Raw genomic sequence first — 15,448 nt, forward strand, 5'->3', positions numbered from 1 at the left:
CAATCGTTTCAGGGGATCCGGCAGATGGTGCATTACGCGGACGGACGGCCGATCGGCGATCTGACCTTGCGTACGCTCGCCATGCCGGCCGATGCAAATGCGGCCGGCGACATCTTTGGCGGTTGGGTGATGGCGCAGATGGATCTTGCCTGCGGCATCCGTGCGGCCGAGCGGGCCAAGGGTCGCGTGGTGACGGCGGCTGTCAAGGAAATGTCCTTCGCCAAGGCGATGAAGATCGGCGACACGCTGTGCATCTACACCCATGTCGAGCGCGTCGGCCGCACCTCCATGACGCTCAAGGTCGAGGCCTGGGCGCAACGCTACCTCTCCGACCTGATGGAGAAGGTCACCCACGCCGATTTCGTCATGGTGGCGCTGGATAGCGACGGCAAGCCGAAGCCGATTCCAACCGAAAGTTGACATCGTCGATTCTGCCAAGCTTGCGCTTATGTAACATCCCCCGCGCGGGCGATGCGCTGCGCGACATCCAATGGTTGCCTTCACATCCGATTCTGCGGGCGGCCGAGGGAAGACAATGCGTCAACACATGCTGAACGGCTGGCTCGTGGCGGCCCTCGTCGCGGTGATCTGCCTGCTTGGCACGACCGCTTATACCGAGATCAGGAAAGAGCTTCCAGGCGTTGCCTGCACGCACGACCGGACCGTTGGCAACGAGCGGACTGCCCAGCGGTCTGCAAGGGTAGAGACGTGCGGCGCAGTGTGTTGCAGCAACCCTGCGTCAAAGGCCTGAGGGCCCGTCAGCGGAAGACCTCGTCAGCCTCAAAATGATGATGCGCCGGCGAACGAAACGCTGCAGCTATGTCGCGATGGCGTGACCAACGATGCAAGGGCGGATCCAGTTAAACCCGGGTACGCGTCGTCGACGGCAAAATCCGTAAACTATTGCTGGGCAACGGTTTTCAGGCGTGCACGCCATCGAATCTTTCACGCGCCGCCTGGACCCGCGAGGTGTTCTTCCGCGCCCATTCGCCGAGCGCGCCGACCGGCACCAGCAGCTCATGGCCGAGCTCCGTCAGCTCATAGTCGACGCGTGGCGGGATGGTCGGGAACACGGTTCGGGTGACGAAGCCGTCGCGCTCAAGACCGCGCAAGGTGGTGGTCAGCATCTTCTGCGAAATGCCGCCGACAGCGGCGCGCAACTCATTGAAACGCAGCGGTCCGCCGCCCAGCTTGCCGACGACCAGAACGGTCCATTTGTCGCCGACGCGCTGCAGGATTTCCGAGACGGCGCGGCAGTCTTCGGTGTTGTGCGGGTGCCTCAGTAACATAACGGTGCCTCCTTGCGCTGCCATTTGTCAGTATCTCATATAGCGCCGGTATCCAAACGATACCAGCTTTTGCATATATGGAGAGCCCCATGTCCAAGCCCAAAATCGCCATCGTCGTCGGTTCGACACGCGCCGCGCGTTTCGCCGATGTGCCCGCCCAGTGGATCGCCAAGATCGCGAAATCTCATGCCGACATCGACGTCGAGACCGTCGACCTGCGCGACTGGCCGCTGCCCTTCTTCGACGAGGTCGCCTCGTCCGCCTGGGCGCCGTCGCAGAACGAAGTTGCCCAGCGCTGGCAAAAGAAGGTCGCCGAATTCGACGGCTTCATCTTCACCGCCGCCGAATACAATCATGGCCCGACGGCCGTGCTGAAGAACGCCATCGATTACGCCGCCAATGAATGGAACAAGAAGCCGGCCGGTTTCGTCGGCTATGGCAGCGTCGGCGGCTCGCGCGCTGTCGAACATTTGCGTCTTGCCGCGGTCGAATTGCAGATGGCGCCGGTCAAATCCGCCGTTCACATTGCCTGGAGCGATTTCCTGGCGGTGCGCCAGGGCGAGAAGAAGCTCGAGGAGATCGAGCATCTGAACCAGGCTGCCACGGCGCTGGTCAACGACGTTGCCTGGTGGGCCCGCGTGCTCAAGGCAGCGCGTCAGGCCGACGCGATTGCCGGCGAAGCCCAGGCGGCCTGAGCCTTATCCTCCCAAGGATCGATGATTTTTCCAAAGGGCGGCGTTTGCGCCGCCCTTTTTCGTTCGCGTGAAGAGGCGCTCTCGGCTCCCTTGGCCGGATGGTGGAGTCGGACCGGCAAACTCGCGCTGATGCCTTGACGATCCCGCGCGAAGGATCGCCGCCTGTCACAGCCAACCGCCGGAAAACCCGGCCCGGCGCAGTCCTGTGGTGATGGCCGGCACGCGGCGCATCAATCGCCACAGGAAGTCGGACCGGTAGTTCTCGATCATCAGGGCGATCGGCCCCTGGTTGATGCCGACATGGTCCGGCGATACCCAACCGCAGGCGCGGCCGTCGTCGGCAGCGATCGTCGGGTTGAAGCTCGCGGTGAAGCCGTAAGGGTTGCCGTCGCGCAGGTCCATCTCGTGGAAATGGCGCAGCGCCGGCAGCACGATTTCCGGCGCAAAAGGCAAGGAGGCGATTGCCGCCCATGGCGACAGCGTGCCGTCATCGGGGCCAAACGGTGCGCCGCGGGCGAGATAACCGAAGAAGCGGCGTCCATCGGCTCGCCGCGCGATCGGACCTGGGCCGTCGCTGGCGGTGACGCCCCAGCAATTCTCGCCATAGCCCGCGAACCCCCTCGGATTGCGGATTGCGTAATCGCGCTGCAGATACGTCGCCTGGCGGCTGTTTTCGAAATAGTCCCGGTCGTGATCGCGCATGAAGGCATCGCCGATGTCGCGAAAATCGATCCAGATATGCGAGAACTGGTGGATGAAAAGCGGGCCGGCATAGACCATCTCGCGGCCGTAGATGGTCTTCCATTTGTAAGTGGACAGCCAGGCCGCGTAGCTCTCGGGCGGCAGCGAGTGGGTCGGCGAACCGAGACCCAGGACGTACAGGATCAGCGCCTCGTCAAATCCTTCCCAGCGGTAGCGGAGAAAGCCTTTTCCAGGCCGCCAGCCATGGGTGACGGTGGCGCCGCCGTTCTGCGCCCAGCGCCAGTCGGCACGGCGGTAGAGCGCATCGGCAAGCTGGCGGATTTCCAGTTCGAGCTCATCGTCCTCGTCGAAATAAGCGCCGGCGGCCAGAACACCGGCAAGCAAAAGGGCGGTATCGATCGTGGACAGTTCGCAATTCCAGACGCGGCGGCCGGTCTTCATGTCGAGGAAATGATAGTAGAAACCCCTGTAGCCGGTGGCATCGGGCTCCGGCCCGTGCGGGGCGTTCCAGAAGAAGCGAAGCGTCGCGAGCGTCCGCTCGATTGCGGCATCGCGCGTCATGAAACCGCGCTCGACACCGACGGGATAGGACGACAAAGCGAGCCCGACGGCGGCTATGCTGGCAGGCGACGCCTGCGTGTTGCGGTCGGCGACCAGGCCGTTGGCAGGGTTGGCCTCGTTGAGAAAATACTCGAAGGACAGGCGCTGGATATCTTGGAGAAGCTCGTCGTTTAGCGCGTGTTCGTTCGATGCATCCATGACAATCGATATAGAGGCTTTGGCTGCTTTTGCCATTCTTCCAGCGGATCAATCATGGGTGAGGGCAGGCTGGGGCCGATAGCGAAAGGCGCTGCCGACGCACCGAATTCAAATCGAGGGGCTGCGAAGATCGGTTGGACCGCCATATGCACGGCCCTGCCATCTGGCCTGGCCGTCCTCCCCTGATATATCCGGCTGCGATCCATCACATGAGCATGCCCCGTGAAGTTACCCAGCCCGTCAGGCGTCGTTTCCCCCATGACCCCGGTGCTGGTCTGTGCACTTGCGATCTTCCTTCTGTCCGCCATGGATGCGGCAATGAAGATCCTGGTCATCGCCGTCGGTGTCTACAACACGGTGCTGTGGCGAAGCATGCTTGCGAGCGTGGTCGCGGGCACGGCCTGGGCGGCGGGGCCGCGTTCCCTTCCCACGCCTTCCGTGCTGCGGCTACACGCGCTGCGCGCCGTGGTCGTGGGCATCGTTCTGCTGTCGTTCTTCTGGGGCCTTGCCAGATTGCCGCTAGCGGATGGGATCGGGCTTAGTTTCGTCGCGCCGCTGTTCGCTCTCCTGCTGGCGGCGCTGCTTTTGGGCGAACGCATACAGCGCCAGGCGATCTGGGCGTCGCTGGCGGGCATCGCCGGCGTCGTCATCATCATGGCCGGACAGTTCGGGCAAGGGAACTATACCGGGGATGCCCTGCTTGGCACGGTGGCGGTGCTCGCATCGACGGTGTTCTACGCCTACAATCTGATCCTCTCGCGGCGGCAGGCGCTGGTGGCCAAACCAGTCGAGATCATGCTGTTCCAGAACCTGTGCGTTGTCGCCGTCCTTCTCCCCGCCGCTCCCTGGCTCGCGGTTGCCCTGCCGGGCAATCTCTGGCTTCCACTGGCCGGAGTGACGGCGCTGTCGCTCTCCGGCCAGTTCCTGATGAGCTGGTCCTACGCGCGGGCCGAAGCGCAATATCTAATCCCAACGGAGTATTCTGCCTTCATCTGGGCGATCGTGTTTGGCTGGCTGTTCTTCGACGAGGCGGCGACCTGGACCACGCTGGCTGGAGCGGCCCTGATCGTGGCCAGTTGCCTGATCGCCTCGCGCTCCAATCCGAAGCTTGCCGAACCGATCGAAGCCGCGGTCTGAGGGCGCTATTCGCTTTGACGGCAGAGTGTCAACGCACCACTTCGCGATGGCCGCTGGGCAGCCGGGTGGCGATCAGCTTGTCGATACGGCGGCCATCGAGGTCGACGACCTCGAAACGCCAGCCTTGCGCGTCGACGCATTCGCCGGTCGCCGGCAGATGGTGCATGTGCGACAGCACATAACCGGCGACGGTCTCGTAGTCGCGGTTTTCCGGCAGGTCGATACCGAGAACGTCAGCCATCTCGTCGGCTTGCATGTATCCCGCGAGCAGCCATGAGCCGTCCTCGCGCTTGACGGCGTTTTCCTCGTCGCCGGCATCAAGGTCGGCGCGGAAGACGCCGGTGATGGCCTCGAGAATGTCGGCAGGCGTGACGATCCCTTCGAAATGGCCGTATTCGTCATGCACCAGCGCCATCGGCACGTCGGATTCCTTCAGCTTCTGCAGCACATCCAGCGCGTCGGCCTGATCGTAGACGATGGGGGCGGCGCGCACATGCTTGCGCGGATCGAGTGCGCGGCCGGCGAGCAGGGCGGCCAGCACGTCGCGCGTCTGAACAACGCCAACCATGACGTCGACGCCGCCATCGCCGGCCGGCAGGCGCGAATGCTGGGTCTCCATCAAGAGCTTGCGGATGGCACCCTCATCGGACTGCAAATTGATCCAGTCGACCTCGGTGCGCGGCGTCATCACGGCGCGCACGGCGCGATCGCCGAGCCGCATGACGCCGGCGATCATGCGCCGCTCGTCGGATTCGATGGTGCCGTGGTGCTCGGCCTCGGCGACCAGCATCTTGATCTCTTCGTCGGTGACCTTCTCCTCGCTCTCGCCGCGCTGGCCAAGCAGCCACAATATGGCGCGGCCGGAAATGTCGAGCAGGAACACCAGCGGCGCCGAGACGGTGGCGAGGATGGTCATCGCAGGCGCTGCGCGGGCCGCAACACGCTCGGGATCGCGCAGCGCGATCTGCTTGGGCACCAGCTCGCCCACGATCAGCGAGAAATAGGTGATGATCGCAACGACAATGCCGACGCCGAGCGGATCGGCGATGTTTTCGCGCATGCCGGTCGAGGCCAGGTACACCGACAGCCTGTCGCCCAGCGTGGCGCCGGAGAAGGCGCCCGACAGCACGCCGACCAGAGTGATGCCGATCTGCACTGACGACAGGAATTTGCCGGGATTGGAGCCGAGCGTCAGCGCACGCCCGGCGCCATTGACGCCGCGGTCGATCATCGCCTTGAGCCGCGCCGGGCGCGACGACACGATGGCGAGCTCGGACATCGACAGAAGGCCGTTCACACAGATGAGGACGACCACGGTGGCGATTTCGACGTATAGCATCAGGGCTCAATAGCATTGCGGCGGGCCGCAGGAAAATAGTCCGCGATGATTTTTGGAAAATGACAGTGGTTCAGGGGAATTGCCTGAGCACCCCGACAACAGCCTTGCCGTCGGTGAAATAGGGATCGCCGCCGCCGTTGCGTCCGGTCCTGGTGGCGCCGATGCCCGGGATGTCGCTCACCGAGATCACCATGCCGGCCGCCGACAGGTCGTGGATCACGAGATCGCGCTCGGCGTCGATGTCAGGGGCGATATGGTGGGTGATGGCGCCGGTATCGTGGCTGAGACCAACGCCGCGGTCGAAGCTGGCCGAGCCCATCCAGAGCGTTCGGCCGTCGTCGCCGGTCGCATCGCTGCGCCAGAAGCGGACATGATGGCGCCGGTCGGCGCTGCCGCCGACCGGCTTTTCGAAGGCGAGATCCTGGGCGCGGCCTTCGAACAGCAGCCGGCTGACCGGGGCGTCAGGATAGGGATGGTCGAACAGCACGCTCTCACCGATTTCGATCGCGGTCTTTAGCGTCACGCCATCGGCCGTATCCCATCCGGCCATGGCGAAGGCATGGACCATCTCTTTTTCGGTACCGACAAGGCCGATATTGATCGGGTCGCCCGGAATGCCTTGCGGCGTGTGTGTCACCATCTCGAAAGTCTGCGTGCGAAAGCCGCGGTCGCGAACCGTCCAGAATTCCGGCGCGGCGACATAGGCGAGGGCCAGCCAGACCGCCAGAAGAGCGGCGAGCCAGGTCAATGCGCGTCGTTGCAGGCTTCGTCGGCTCATGAAAGCGGCTCGATCCGTGCGGTATCTGTGCCTGACGGACCCTGGAAATCAATGGCCAGCGGCGAGCAGCCGTTCTATCGTCGGCCATCGTTTTTGCGGGGGGTGAGCAGGAATGGATAAGAAGCCGGTGGGTCGCAGCTCGATGGCATTGACCGCGGACCTTGTCGCAAGGGTCGAGCGTGTCGAACCGGATGCGGGTCCCGAGCCCGGAACAACCGAGCATACGGACGCGGAGTTCGATAGTCTTGTCGAGCAACTTCTGTCGGAGCATCGGCCTGAAGCGCTATGGGTCTTTGCCTACGGGTCGCTGATCTGGAACCCCGAATTCGCCCATGTCGAGCAGCGCCCGGCCACGGCGCCAGGATGGCACCGCTCGTTCTGCCTGACGCTGACCCGTTGGCGCGGAACCCGTGATTTGCCGGCGCTGATGCTGGCGCTCGATCGAGGCGGCAGCTGCAACGGCATCGTCTATCGGCTGCCCGCGGAAGACCATGTCGGGCAACTTGGCCAGTTGATGCGCCGCGAGATCGATGCCAACCCGCCGACTAACGTGCCATGCTGGATCAAGGTCAAGACCAAGGATGGGCCGTTGCGGGCCTTGGCTTTCGTCGCCGCGCCAGACGGCAGGGCCTATGCGGGCCGGCTGCCATTGGAGCAGGTTGCCGACACGCTGGCGCGGGCTGCCGGGCATTGGGGCTCGTCGGCTCAATACCTGTTCCGAACCGTCAGCAAGTTGGAAGAGAGCGGTATCCGCGACAGGAACCTTTGGCGCATTCAGGATCTGGTAGCCGAGCAAATCATCGCTTCCACCGGGAACGCCAATCCCGACTGATTTCTGAACGGTGAAACGCCTTAGCGGCAGGCGCGGTAGCCGCTTTTGCGGTTCTTGATGTCGAAATGGAAATGGTTGCGGTGATCGTAATTGTAGCCGGGACCGAGCACGGTGGTGAAATACTGGCAGCCGTCGGCGCGCACATTGTTGAGGAAGCCGCGGGTGCGGAAGGCAAACAGGCCGGGCTTGCGCACATCGATGTCGTCGCCGTTGTTGAGCTCGATGCTCATGACGTCGAGGGCGTTGCCCTTGCCGTGCTCGGACAGGACACCTTCGCCGGCGATGTTGCGGCAGGAATAGCTCGAGCCCTGGTGGATGGTCTTGACGCCCGAGAAATAGCGCCAGCGGGCGGAAGGAACCAGTTCGTTGCTGGTCCAGGCGGCGAAACTTGCGGCCATGTCGCAGGTCAATGTCGCGGCGGGCTTCATCTGGATGCCGCCGATGGCGGAGACCTTGACCGGCCAGTCTATGCCGCACTGTCCCTCATGGATCGGCTGGACATCGGTGTAGACGACGCGAAGGCGCTTCAGCTCGCCACGGCAATCGGTTTCGCTGGCCGGCATCTGCTGCGGCTCCGACATCGGCTCGTCCATGCGCGGATAGGCGGCAGTCATATAGGGATTGGACGGGACGAGCTTCTGCATGCCTTCATATTGCGGCACGGCCGCGGTCTGCGAGCCGACATCGACGGCCGGCTGCAGCGACAGCACGCTGCCAGTGTTGCAAGCCGAAACGGCGGCCAGCGCAAGACCGGTGGCCAGTATCGCTGCGCTTTTTGCCTTCGCGGCGGCGCGAAATATTGCGGCCATGGGCGGAATCCTGTCCTTGATCGATGGGATTTTAACGATCAAGGGTAAAGGAAAACTCAGCGTTCCCGTTCATGCCTGCGGCCGAAATGCGGCAGCCAGACCATCACCGGCATGACGATCACTGGAGGGCCATTACTGGCAGAAAGTGCCACCATTCCGGCGCGGTTCGAGATCGAGATGGAAATGCAGGGAATGGTCCGGGTCCGCGCCCGGCCCAAGCACGGTCTTGAACGGTCCGCAGGCGGCCTTGCGCACCGCATTGAGGAATTTGCCGTCCTTCTCGGGCGGCGTTGGACCGACTTCGACCTTTCTGCCATCCGACAACGTGAAGCTGGCAATATCGAGCGCATTGCCGAAGGCATGTTCCGACAGATGGCGCGTGCCGTTGCGCGGCCGGCAGACAAAGGCCGATGCCTGGTTGATCGATTTCAGGTCGGCGCCGAACTCGGCTTTCGCCGCAGGCTGGATGATTTCGGCGGCAAAGCGGGCTGCCGCCTCGGCCATCGGGCAGTTGAGTTCGGTCGTGGGTCCGATGGCGATGGATTTTCCGAGCGACTTCAGCACCAGGGGATAGGGGATCGAGCAGCCGATGTCGGGATTGCTTTCCGCCTTATGCTCCTCGAATTCGACACCAAGGGCCGTCAGCCGCTCGCGACAGGCGACTTCCGCCGCCGGCATTTTTGCATCGGGCACTTCGGCCGAGCGCGCATCGGGCAGCATCTTCTTGTCGCCGGCATCGGGTTTTTCAGGTGGTTGCGGAGCAACGGCCGGCGGCTGAGCTTCAGGTTCCGAAGTGTCTGGCTTTTGTGTCGGAATCGGCGCCGCGGCCGGCGGCTCGGGCTCGCTTTGCCTATCGGTCGACGGCTTCGGGGCTGACGGTCCGGGCCGCGCCTGCTTTTTAAAACGGGACTTTTCTTCGTTGAATCGATCGTCATTGGACCGGTTGGGCGCGCCAAGGGGGTTCGGACCTTCGGCCTTTTGCTTTTCGATCGGTGCCGCGCCGGTCTTCGGCGCCTCTGAAGGACGCGCCTCGGGCAGCGGGACAACGCGCGAGGGCTGCACCGGAACATCGGCGGGCGAGGGCTTTTTATCCGGGGTCTTTTGTTCCACCTGCTTTGGCGTGATGTGCCGCTTTGGACTGGGCTTCTGGCGGTGTTTGCTGCGCGGCTTAGGATGCGAGTCGACCCGCGGTGAAAACAGCTGCTCCAACCGCTGTGACAGCGGCGTGTAATGCTTTTTGCGCTGTTTGGCGTCGGCTTGCGTCAGCAGGGGCGTCAGCAGCAGAGCCGTGACGACCATGACCAGTGCAACCCTGGATGTTCGGGAAAGTACAAGCGACCCCATCGTCCTCAACGGCGCGAACGCCCGGAGGTTGCCTGCGGCCCATCACGAACGGTAACGACGTCGTTACGCGCCAATCGCTTCCAGCCCTTCTTCCAGCCAGTCGGCCAAAAGCGGCATGCCGAGCAGGTATTTCGCCGTGCGCTTGTTGGCGCGGTCGCGCGCGGCGGCAACCGCATCGGACCATTCCGCTGCGTCATAGTCGCCGCGGCCGACCCAGGCCAGCGCGATCAACTCGGCCGCTTCGTCGACGTTGAGGTCGTTGATCAGCTCGCGCAGCTCTTCCTCGGTGAGGTCTTCCGCGCTTTCCTCCGCCAGACCGTCATGGTGGTGATTGGCATGTGATTCACCATCGAGCTCGACCTCATGCTCGGCACCGTCGGCATAGTCTTCGTTGACGGCAGCACTCAGTCCCTTTGCCTTGAGAATGAACAGGCGCACGGTGTCCGGGCCGATCGATAGCTCCCATTCCCGCTCACGGCGCTGTTGCACTCTCGGGCACCCCCGCTGATCATTTCCCGAATGATAGCGGATTTGCAGCGCGCGTCACGTCATGTTCTGATCCCTGGCTCCCGCCTTTGACCGAATTCAGGTTAGGCACGGCCGCACAAATAGTTTCGGCGGCTGCGGGTTTCCGGGATGAAAAGTCTGCATCCCGGCGTTAGCTTTTCATTATCGTCATTTTCCCTCAAGATCGTCATTATCCCTCAAGGAGGCTTCGATGCATAAAAGAGTGTTGATCCAGGCGGCTGCGGCGCTTGTGGCGCTGCAGTTCTTTGCGGTTCCGGTGTTTGCGGCCGGCGGCGGTGGCGGTGGTACCGAGACCACCACCCAGTGCAAGAAGGGGCAGGTCTGGGACAAGAAAAAGCAGAAATGCGTCGCGCCGAAGTACGGCATGCTGGACGACGATAACATCTATGATGCTGGTCACGACCTGGCCATGGCCGGGCGTTATGACGAGGCGATCGCCGTGCTCAGCCTTGCCGCCAACAAGCAGGATCCACGCATCCTCAACTATCTCGGCTATTCGCATCGCCATTCCGGCCGTGTCACCGTCGGCCTCGGCTATTACGAGGAAGCGCTCCGCATCAACCCGGATTACACGCTGGTGCGCGAATATCTCGGCGAGGCCCATCTGCAGATCGGCGATCTGGCCGGCGCCCAGGCGCAGCTGGCCGAGATCGAGAAGCGGACGGGCAAAGATTCGCGCGAATACGGCATGCTGGCCGAACAGATCTACCATTTCATGAGAAGCTGACCCCACCCCAACGGCTTCTCTGGGCCGGCTGCGAGCAATCGCAGCCGGTTTTTGTTGTCGCAACTGCAACACGCTGCACACGCCGTGACGGCAATTGCGCAAGTCGGCTCATGATTTTTCAAAAAGCCTGCTTTTTCAGCGTGAAAAACGCGCGAGGATCGCTATATTGGGGAAAATTGCGGTGAAACGGTTCCGTTAGCCCGAGGCTGCCGGACCCGTTTTCTTTTTATACCCATCGACAAGGCTTTCCCCGAAATGCGGGGGTGGCGGCAGGAAAGGTCAGGCATCATGAACAAGGTCCCGATGACAGGCGAGGGGTTCGCGTCATTGAAGGAAGAACTGCGCTGGCGCCAGCAGCAAGAGCGGCCGCGTATCATCGAGGCGATCTCCGAAGCGCGCTCGCATGGCGACCTGTCCGAAAATGCCGAATATCATGCCGCCAAAGAGGCGCAGAGCCTCAATGAGGGCCGTGTCAACGAACTGGAAGACTATATTGCTCGGGCCGAGGTGATCGACGTCACCAAGCTTAGCGGCGACAAGGTCAAGTTCGGCGCCACGGTGGTGCTGGTCGACGAGGACACCGAGGAAAAGAAGACCTACCAGATTGTCGGCGACCAGGAAGCGGATGTGAAATCGGGCCGTATCTCGATCTCATCGCCGATCGCGCGCGCGCTGATCGGCAAGGAAGTCGGCGACGCCATCGAGGTCAACGCCCCCGGCGGCGCCAGGGGTTATGAGATCGTCCAGGTGCAATTTATCTAGCACCTCAGATACTTCTGAAAGGCTCTAGGCTGGTGCTCGTGATTTGAGCGCCAGTTGCTTCTTAGCTTCCGCCACCACCTTCGAAGGCGTTAGGCGCTCCCCCGCTGCGGCCAGCAACGTTGAGGCATATTGCCCGCGCGGGCCGGTCAAACCCGGCTCGGTCGCCAGGAACACCGCGACCGTCGGCAGGCCGAAGGCGCTGGCGAGGTGGGTCAGACCGGTGTCGGCGCCGATAACCAGCGTCGAGCGGCCAAGGATCGCGGCAATGTCTGCCAGCGGCGATCTCGGCACCACGATCGTTGACGGCACGGCTTTCGAGATCGCCTTGGCCACCGCCTTCTCACGCTCGTTCGACCAGGTGGTGACCGGCGTCATTCCGCTACCAACCAGCAGGCGAGCCGTTTCGATCCAGTCTTCGGCGGGCCATTTCTTGTCCTCGCGGCTGGTGCCGTGCAGCAGGAAGGCCGTCTTGCCGTCAATGCCGGCCAGGCCGCCGGGAGGCGGCACAATCCCGGATGCGAGCGCCGAAAGATCGGGCTCGTAGCCGAGCGCCAGCCCGAACAGCCGGCGCGTGCGTTCGATGGCGTGCAGGTTGCGCGGCACGGCGTATTTGCGCTGGTAAAACAACGTTGCCGAGGGCTCCCGCGCGCTTGCGCGGTCGAAACCTGCGATTGGTGCCGCTGCCTGTTTCGCCACCAGGGCCGATTTCAGCAGCCCCTGCGCATCGATGACGAGGTCGTACTCGCCTGCTTGCAGAGCGCGGCGCAAGCTTGTCGCCTCCCGCCATGTGCCGGCGTTGAACAGATGCTTGCGCCAGCGCCGGATGGCGACGGTATGGATCTTTGCTATCGCCGGATGCAGCGCGACGATGCCGGCAAAGGCCTCTTCGACGCACCAGTCGAAGGCGATATCCGGGCGCTTGCGGCGTGCATCTTCGACGGCGGGGAAGGTGTGGATGACGTCGCCCATCGAGGAGGTCTTGACGATCAACACCTTCATGCGGCGGCCGGGAGTTCCAGCAACCTGTCCGCCGCCGCTGCCACTCGGGCAACGTCCAGCGTCTTCAGGCAGTTGAGGTGGCCCAGCGGACAGACCTTCCGGTGGCAGGGCGAACAGGACAGATGCAACCAGATCAGTTCGCGCTGTTCAGCCAACGGCGGCGTGTTTTCCGGCGAGGTCGAACCGTAGACGGCAACGACCGGCGTGCCGACGGCGGCCGCGACATGCATCAGCCCGCTGTCGTTGGACACCGCCAGCCTGGCCGCGGCGATCAGGTCGATGGCGTCCTCCAGCCGCGTCTTTCCTGCCAGATCGACGACACCGGGCGCGAGTGCTGCGATCTCGGCGGTGACGTCGCGATCGTTCTTCGAGCCGAACAACGCGACCTTGAATCCTTTCGCCATCATCTCTCTGGCGAGGCCGGCATAGCTTTCGCTAGGCCAGCGTTTGGCCGGACCGAATTCGGCGCCGGGCATCATGGCGACGAATTTTCCCGGCTGAAGTGCGAAGCGAGCGAGCAGCTCTTTCTGATTGCCGGCGTCGACGGTGAGCCGCGGCGGCCGGAAATGTCCGCCTTGGGCGAGGCCAAAATAGGCCTGCGCGGTGTGCCGTTTGACGGCATCGGGCAGCGGCAAGATGTCGGTCAGCAGGCCATAGCGCATTTCGCGCAAATTGCCGAAACGGCGCGGAATGCGGGCAAAGAACGGGATCAGCGCCGATTTCCAGCTACCCGGCAGGACGTAGGCCATGTCGTAGCGGCCGCGCAGCAGGCGGCCGAAGCGGCGGCGAATGATGAATTCAAGCGCGCCGGGTTGCAGCGGGAAATCGATCTGCTGGCGAATCTCGGGCATGCGCTTGACCAGCGGGGCCGCCCAGGCCGGGGCAAGCACGTCGATGGCGGCGTTGGGATGGACGTCCTTCAGCGCTGAAAACAGGCACTGCGCCATGACCATATCGCCCACCCAGCGTGGGCCGATCACGAGGATCGTTGGGCTTTCAGCCATTCGACATAGTCTCTGACGCCGGTTTCCACTGTGCGGAATTGCCCGTTATAGCCGGCTGCACGCAAACGGGACATATCAGCCTGGGTAAAACTCTGGTAGCTGCCCTTGAGGTGATCGGGGAATTCAATGAACTCGATCTCGCCCTTGCCCAGCGTATCGATCACGGTCTCGGCAATGGCGCGGAACGGCTGGGCGCGGCCGGTGCCGCAGTTGAAGATGCCGCTCGAGCCGCGCTTCCACAGCCACAGATTGACGTCGGCGACATCGCCGACATGGATGAAGTCGCGGCTTTGTTCGCCGGGGCCGAAGCCGTCATGGGCGCCGAACAGCTTTGGGTTTTCGCCGCGCCCGACCTGATTGAACAGATGGAAGGCGACCGAGGCCATGGCGCCCTTGTGCGCCTCGCGCGGGCCATAGACGTTGAAGTAGCGCAAGCCGGCGACCTGCGAATGATCGGTGTCGAACACAGTGCGCCTGACATAGTCGTCGAATAGTTTCTTCGAATAGGCGTAGACGTTGAGCGGCCGCTCAAGTGCGGGGTCCTCGCGAAACTCCGAACCGCCGCCGTAGACGGAAGCCGAGGAGGCATAGAGGAACGGTATGCGCAGCGAAAGACAGCCATGCAGCAAGCGCTTTGAGAAGGCGTAGTTCACGTCCATCATGAACTTGCCGTTCCATTCCGTGGTGGTCGAGCAGGCGCCCTGGTGGAAGACGGCCTCGACGCGGCCTAGGTCGCCGGCTTCCAAGGTGGCCAAGAATTCGTCCTTGTCGAGATAGTCGGCTATCTGCAAATCGGCCAGGTTGGCGATCTTGTGGCCGTCGGTGAGGTCGTCGACGACGAGGATGTCATAATGGCCTTCGGCATTGAGTGCGGCGACGATGTTGGAGCCGATCATGCCGGCCCCGCCCGTGACGATGATCATGAATGCCTCTGGTTGCTTGCGATTCCGGTCCTTATAAGGGAGGCCAAGCGTACTGTCGATGAAGCACCACGACGCCACAGTGAGACCGCGAAGCGGCCCGCTTTATTCGAGGCCCGCAAGCTAGGGGACAAAAAATGCCGTCGACCGAACTGCTCATTGCGTTTTTCGCCACCACGGCGATCTTTGCCTATATTCCAGGACCGGCGATGCTCTATGCCGCCGCGCAGACCATGGCGCGCGGGCGCTGGTCGGGGCTGACGGCGGCACTTGGCATCCATCTTGGCGGTTATTTCCATGTCTTTGCGGCTGCCGCCGGGCTGTCGGTGCTCTTCCATGCGGTGCCGCCGCTCTACATGGCGGTCAAGCTCATCGGCGCGCTCTATCTGATCTGGCTTGGCGTGTCCTTGTTCCGCAAGCGCGGGGACGGTGACACGGCGCTGCCGGCGATCGAGCGCAAATCGGCGCGCCGGGCATTTTTCGAGAGCATCACCGTCGAAGTGCTCAATCCGAAGACGGCGATCTTCTTCATGGCGTTCCTGCCACAGTTCATCGATGCCTCGGCGGGGTTCCCGGTGTGGCTGCAATTCGTCGTGCTGGGCACCATCGTCAATTTAATGTTCTCCTCGGCAGATATTGTCTGCGTGTTGCTGGCAGGCATGGTGATCGCCCGGCTGAAGCGCTCCAGCCGTGCGCAGCGCATCATGCAGCGGGCGGGCGGGGCGGTGCTGGTCGGACTGGGCGTCCACGTCGCGTTGCAGAAGAGCTGACGGCCGCCCTGACGTTGCGCTGCGCGGATTTGCGGTATATCGGCTTCGCCATGA

The 15,448-nt window shown here is 63.0% G+C and carries 17 protein-coding genes; 7 read left to right on the plus strand and 10 right to left on the minus strand.

Annotation, left to right across the window (positions count from 1 at the left end; all coding sequences use genetic code 11):
• Nucleotides 1-24 precede the first annotated feature (24 nt).
• Nucleotides 25-420 carry an acyl-CoA thioesterase gene (locus NKI88_RS11170; RefSeq protein WP_023671995.1) on the plus strand — a complete coding sequence of 132 codons (396 nt, stop codon included), beginning with the start codon at nt 25-27 and terminating at the stop codon, nt 418-420.
• A 500-nt stretch (nt 421-920) separates the two neighbouring features.
• Here NKI88_RS11170 and NKI88_RS11175 read toward each other — a convergent pair whose 3' ends face one another.
• Complete coding sequence (locus NKI88_RS11175) at nt 921-1,289, minus strand: winged helix-turn-helix transcriptional regulator (protein WP_023683744.1); 369 nt, start codon at nt 1,287-1,289, stop codon at nt 921-923.
• Nucleotides 1,290-1,378: 89 nt separating this feature from the next.
• Between NKI88_RS11175 and NKI88_RS11180 the strand changes: the two genes are divergently transcribed.
• Entirely contained in the window at nt 1,379-1,984 is a 606-nt protein-coding gene (locus NKI88_RS11180) for an NADPH-dependent FMN reductase (RefSeq protein ID WP_023671992.1), read from the plus strand.
• Nucleotides 1,985-2,149: 165 nt separating this feature from the next.
• Here NKI88_RS11180 and NKI88_RS11185 read toward each other — a convergent pair whose 3' ends face one another.
• Nucleotides 2,150-3,445, minus strand: a complete 1,296-nt coding sequence (locus tag NKI88_RS11185) for a glucoamylase family protein (protein WP_023705879.1) — start codon at nt 3,443-3,445, stop codon at nt 2,150-2,152.
• 258 nt (nt 3,446-3,703) lie between these two features.
• Between NKI88_RS11185 and NKI88_RS11190 the strand changes: the two genes are divergently transcribed.
• Nucleotides 3,704-4,582, plus strand: a complete 879-nt coding sequence (locus NKI88_RS11190; protein ID WP_050587720.1) for a DMT family transporter — start codon at nt 3,704-3,706, stop codon at nt 4,580-4,582.
• 28 nt (nt 4,583-4,610) lie between these two features.
• Here the strand turns inward: NKI88_RS11190 and NKI88_RS11195 are convergent, their stop codons facing one another.
• Nucleotides 4,611-5,921: a hemolysin family protein gene (locus NKI88_RS11195; protein WP_023705877.1), complete on the minus strand. Its 1,311-nt coding sequence runs from the start codon at nt 5,919-5,921 to the stop codon at nt 4,611-4,613.
• Between the two features lie 70 nt (nt 5,922-5,991).
• Entirely contained in the window at nt 5,992-6,699 is a 708-nt protein-coding gene (locus tag NKI88_RS11200; RefSeq protein ID WP_286440051.1) for an LssY C-terminal domain-containing protein, read from the minus strand.
• A gap of 112 nt (nt 6,700-6,811) precedes the next feature.
• Between NKI88_RS11200 and NKI88_RS11205 the strand changes: the two genes are divergently transcribed.
• Entirely contained in the window at nt 6,812-7,531 is a 720-nt protein-coding gene (locus tag NKI88_RS11205; protein WP_023683748.1) for a gamma-glutamylcyclotransferase, read from the plus strand.
• Nucleotides 7,532-7,551: 20 nt separating this feature from the next.
• Here NKI88_RS11205 and NKI88_RS11210 read toward each other — a convergent pair whose 3' ends face one another.
• The 3 genes from NKI88_RS11210 to NKI88_RS11220 all read right to left on the minus strand — a co-directional run bounded on the left by NKI88_RS11210 (nt 7,552) and on the right by NKI88_RS11220 (nt 10,173).
• Nucleotides 7,552-8,340, minus strand: coding sequence for an extensin-like domain-containing protein (locus tag NKI88_RS11210; RefSeq protein WP_023683749.1), 789 nt, complete (start codon nt 8,338-8,340; stop codon nt 7,552-7,554).
• Between the two features lie 132 nt (nt 8,341-8,472).
• Nucleotides 8,473-9,549, minus strand: coding sequence for an extensin-like domain-containing protein (locus NKI88_RS11215; RefSeq protein ID WP_352655162.1), 1,077 nt, complete (start codon nt 9,547-9,549; stop codon nt 8,473-8,475).
• Between the two features lie 198 nt (nt 9,550-9,747).
• Nucleotides 9,748-10,173 (minus strand): DUF3775 domain-containing protein, encoded by a 426-nt coding sequence (locus NKI88_RS11220; RefSeq protein ID WP_023683751.1) that lies wholly within the window; start codon nt 10,171-10,173, stop codon nt 9,748-9,750.
• Between the two features lie 229 nt (nt 10,174-10,402).
• On the opposite strand from NKI88_RS11220, the gene NKI88_RS11225 reads away from it, so the two are divergent.
• Nucleotides 10,403-10,939 carry a tetratricopeptide repeat protein gene (locus tag NKI88_RS11225; protein WP_023683752.1) on the plus strand — a complete coding sequence of 179 codons (537 nt, stop codon included), beginning with the start codon at nt 10,403-10,405 and terminating at the stop codon, nt 10,937-10,939.
• Between the two features lie 288 nt (nt 10,940-11,227).
• Nucleotides 11,228-11,701 (plus strand): transcription elongation factor GreA, encoded by a 474-nt coding sequence (greA, locus tag NKI88_RS11230; protein WP_023683753.1) that lies wholly within the window; start codon nt 11,228-11,230, stop codon nt 11,699-11,701.
• A gap of 24 nt (nt 11,702-11,725) precedes the next feature.
• On the opposite strand, the gene waaC is transcribed toward greA, so the two are convergent.
• Genes waaC through rfaD form a run of 3 tightly spaced genes read right to left on the minus strand, consistent with a single transcriptional unit; the run spans nt 11,726 to nt 14,627 of the window.
• Nucleotides 11,726-12,700, minus strand: a complete 975-nt coding sequence (gene waaC / locus NKI88_RS11235; RefSeq protein WP_352655120.1) for a lipopolysaccharide heptosyltransferase I — start codon at nt 12,698-12,700, stop codon at nt 11,726-11,728.
• Nucleotides 12,697-13,704, minus strand: a complete 1,008-nt coding sequence (gene waaF, locus NKI88_RS11240; protein WP_352655122.1) for a lipopolysaccharide heptosyltransferase II — start codon at nt 13,702-13,704, stop codon at nt 12,697-12,699. Before waaF ends, waaC begins: the two co-directional genes overlap by 4 nt.
• Complete coding sequence (gene rfaD, locus NKI88_RS11245; protein WP_352655124.1) at nt 13,677-14,627, minus strand: ADP-glyceromanno-heptose 6-epimerase; 951 nt, start codon at nt 14,625-14,627, stop codon at nt 13,677-13,679. The genes waaF and rfaD overlap by 28 nt, the downstream gene beginning before the upstream one ends.
• A 134-nt stretch (nt 14,628-14,761) precedes the next feature.
• Between rfaD and NKI88_RS11250 the strand changes: the two genes are divergently transcribed.
• Entirely contained in the window at nt 14,762-15,394 is a 633-nt protein-coding gene (locus NKI88_RS11250; RefSeq protein WP_023671977.1) for a LysE family translocator, read from the plus strand.
• Nucleotides 15,395-15,448: the final 54 nt, after the last annotated feature.

The organism is Mesorhizobium sp. M0317, from assembly GCF_040321555.1.
Classification (GTDB): domain Bacteria; phylum Pseudomonadota; class Alphaproteobacteria; order Rhizobiales; family Rhizobiaceae; genus Mesorhizobium.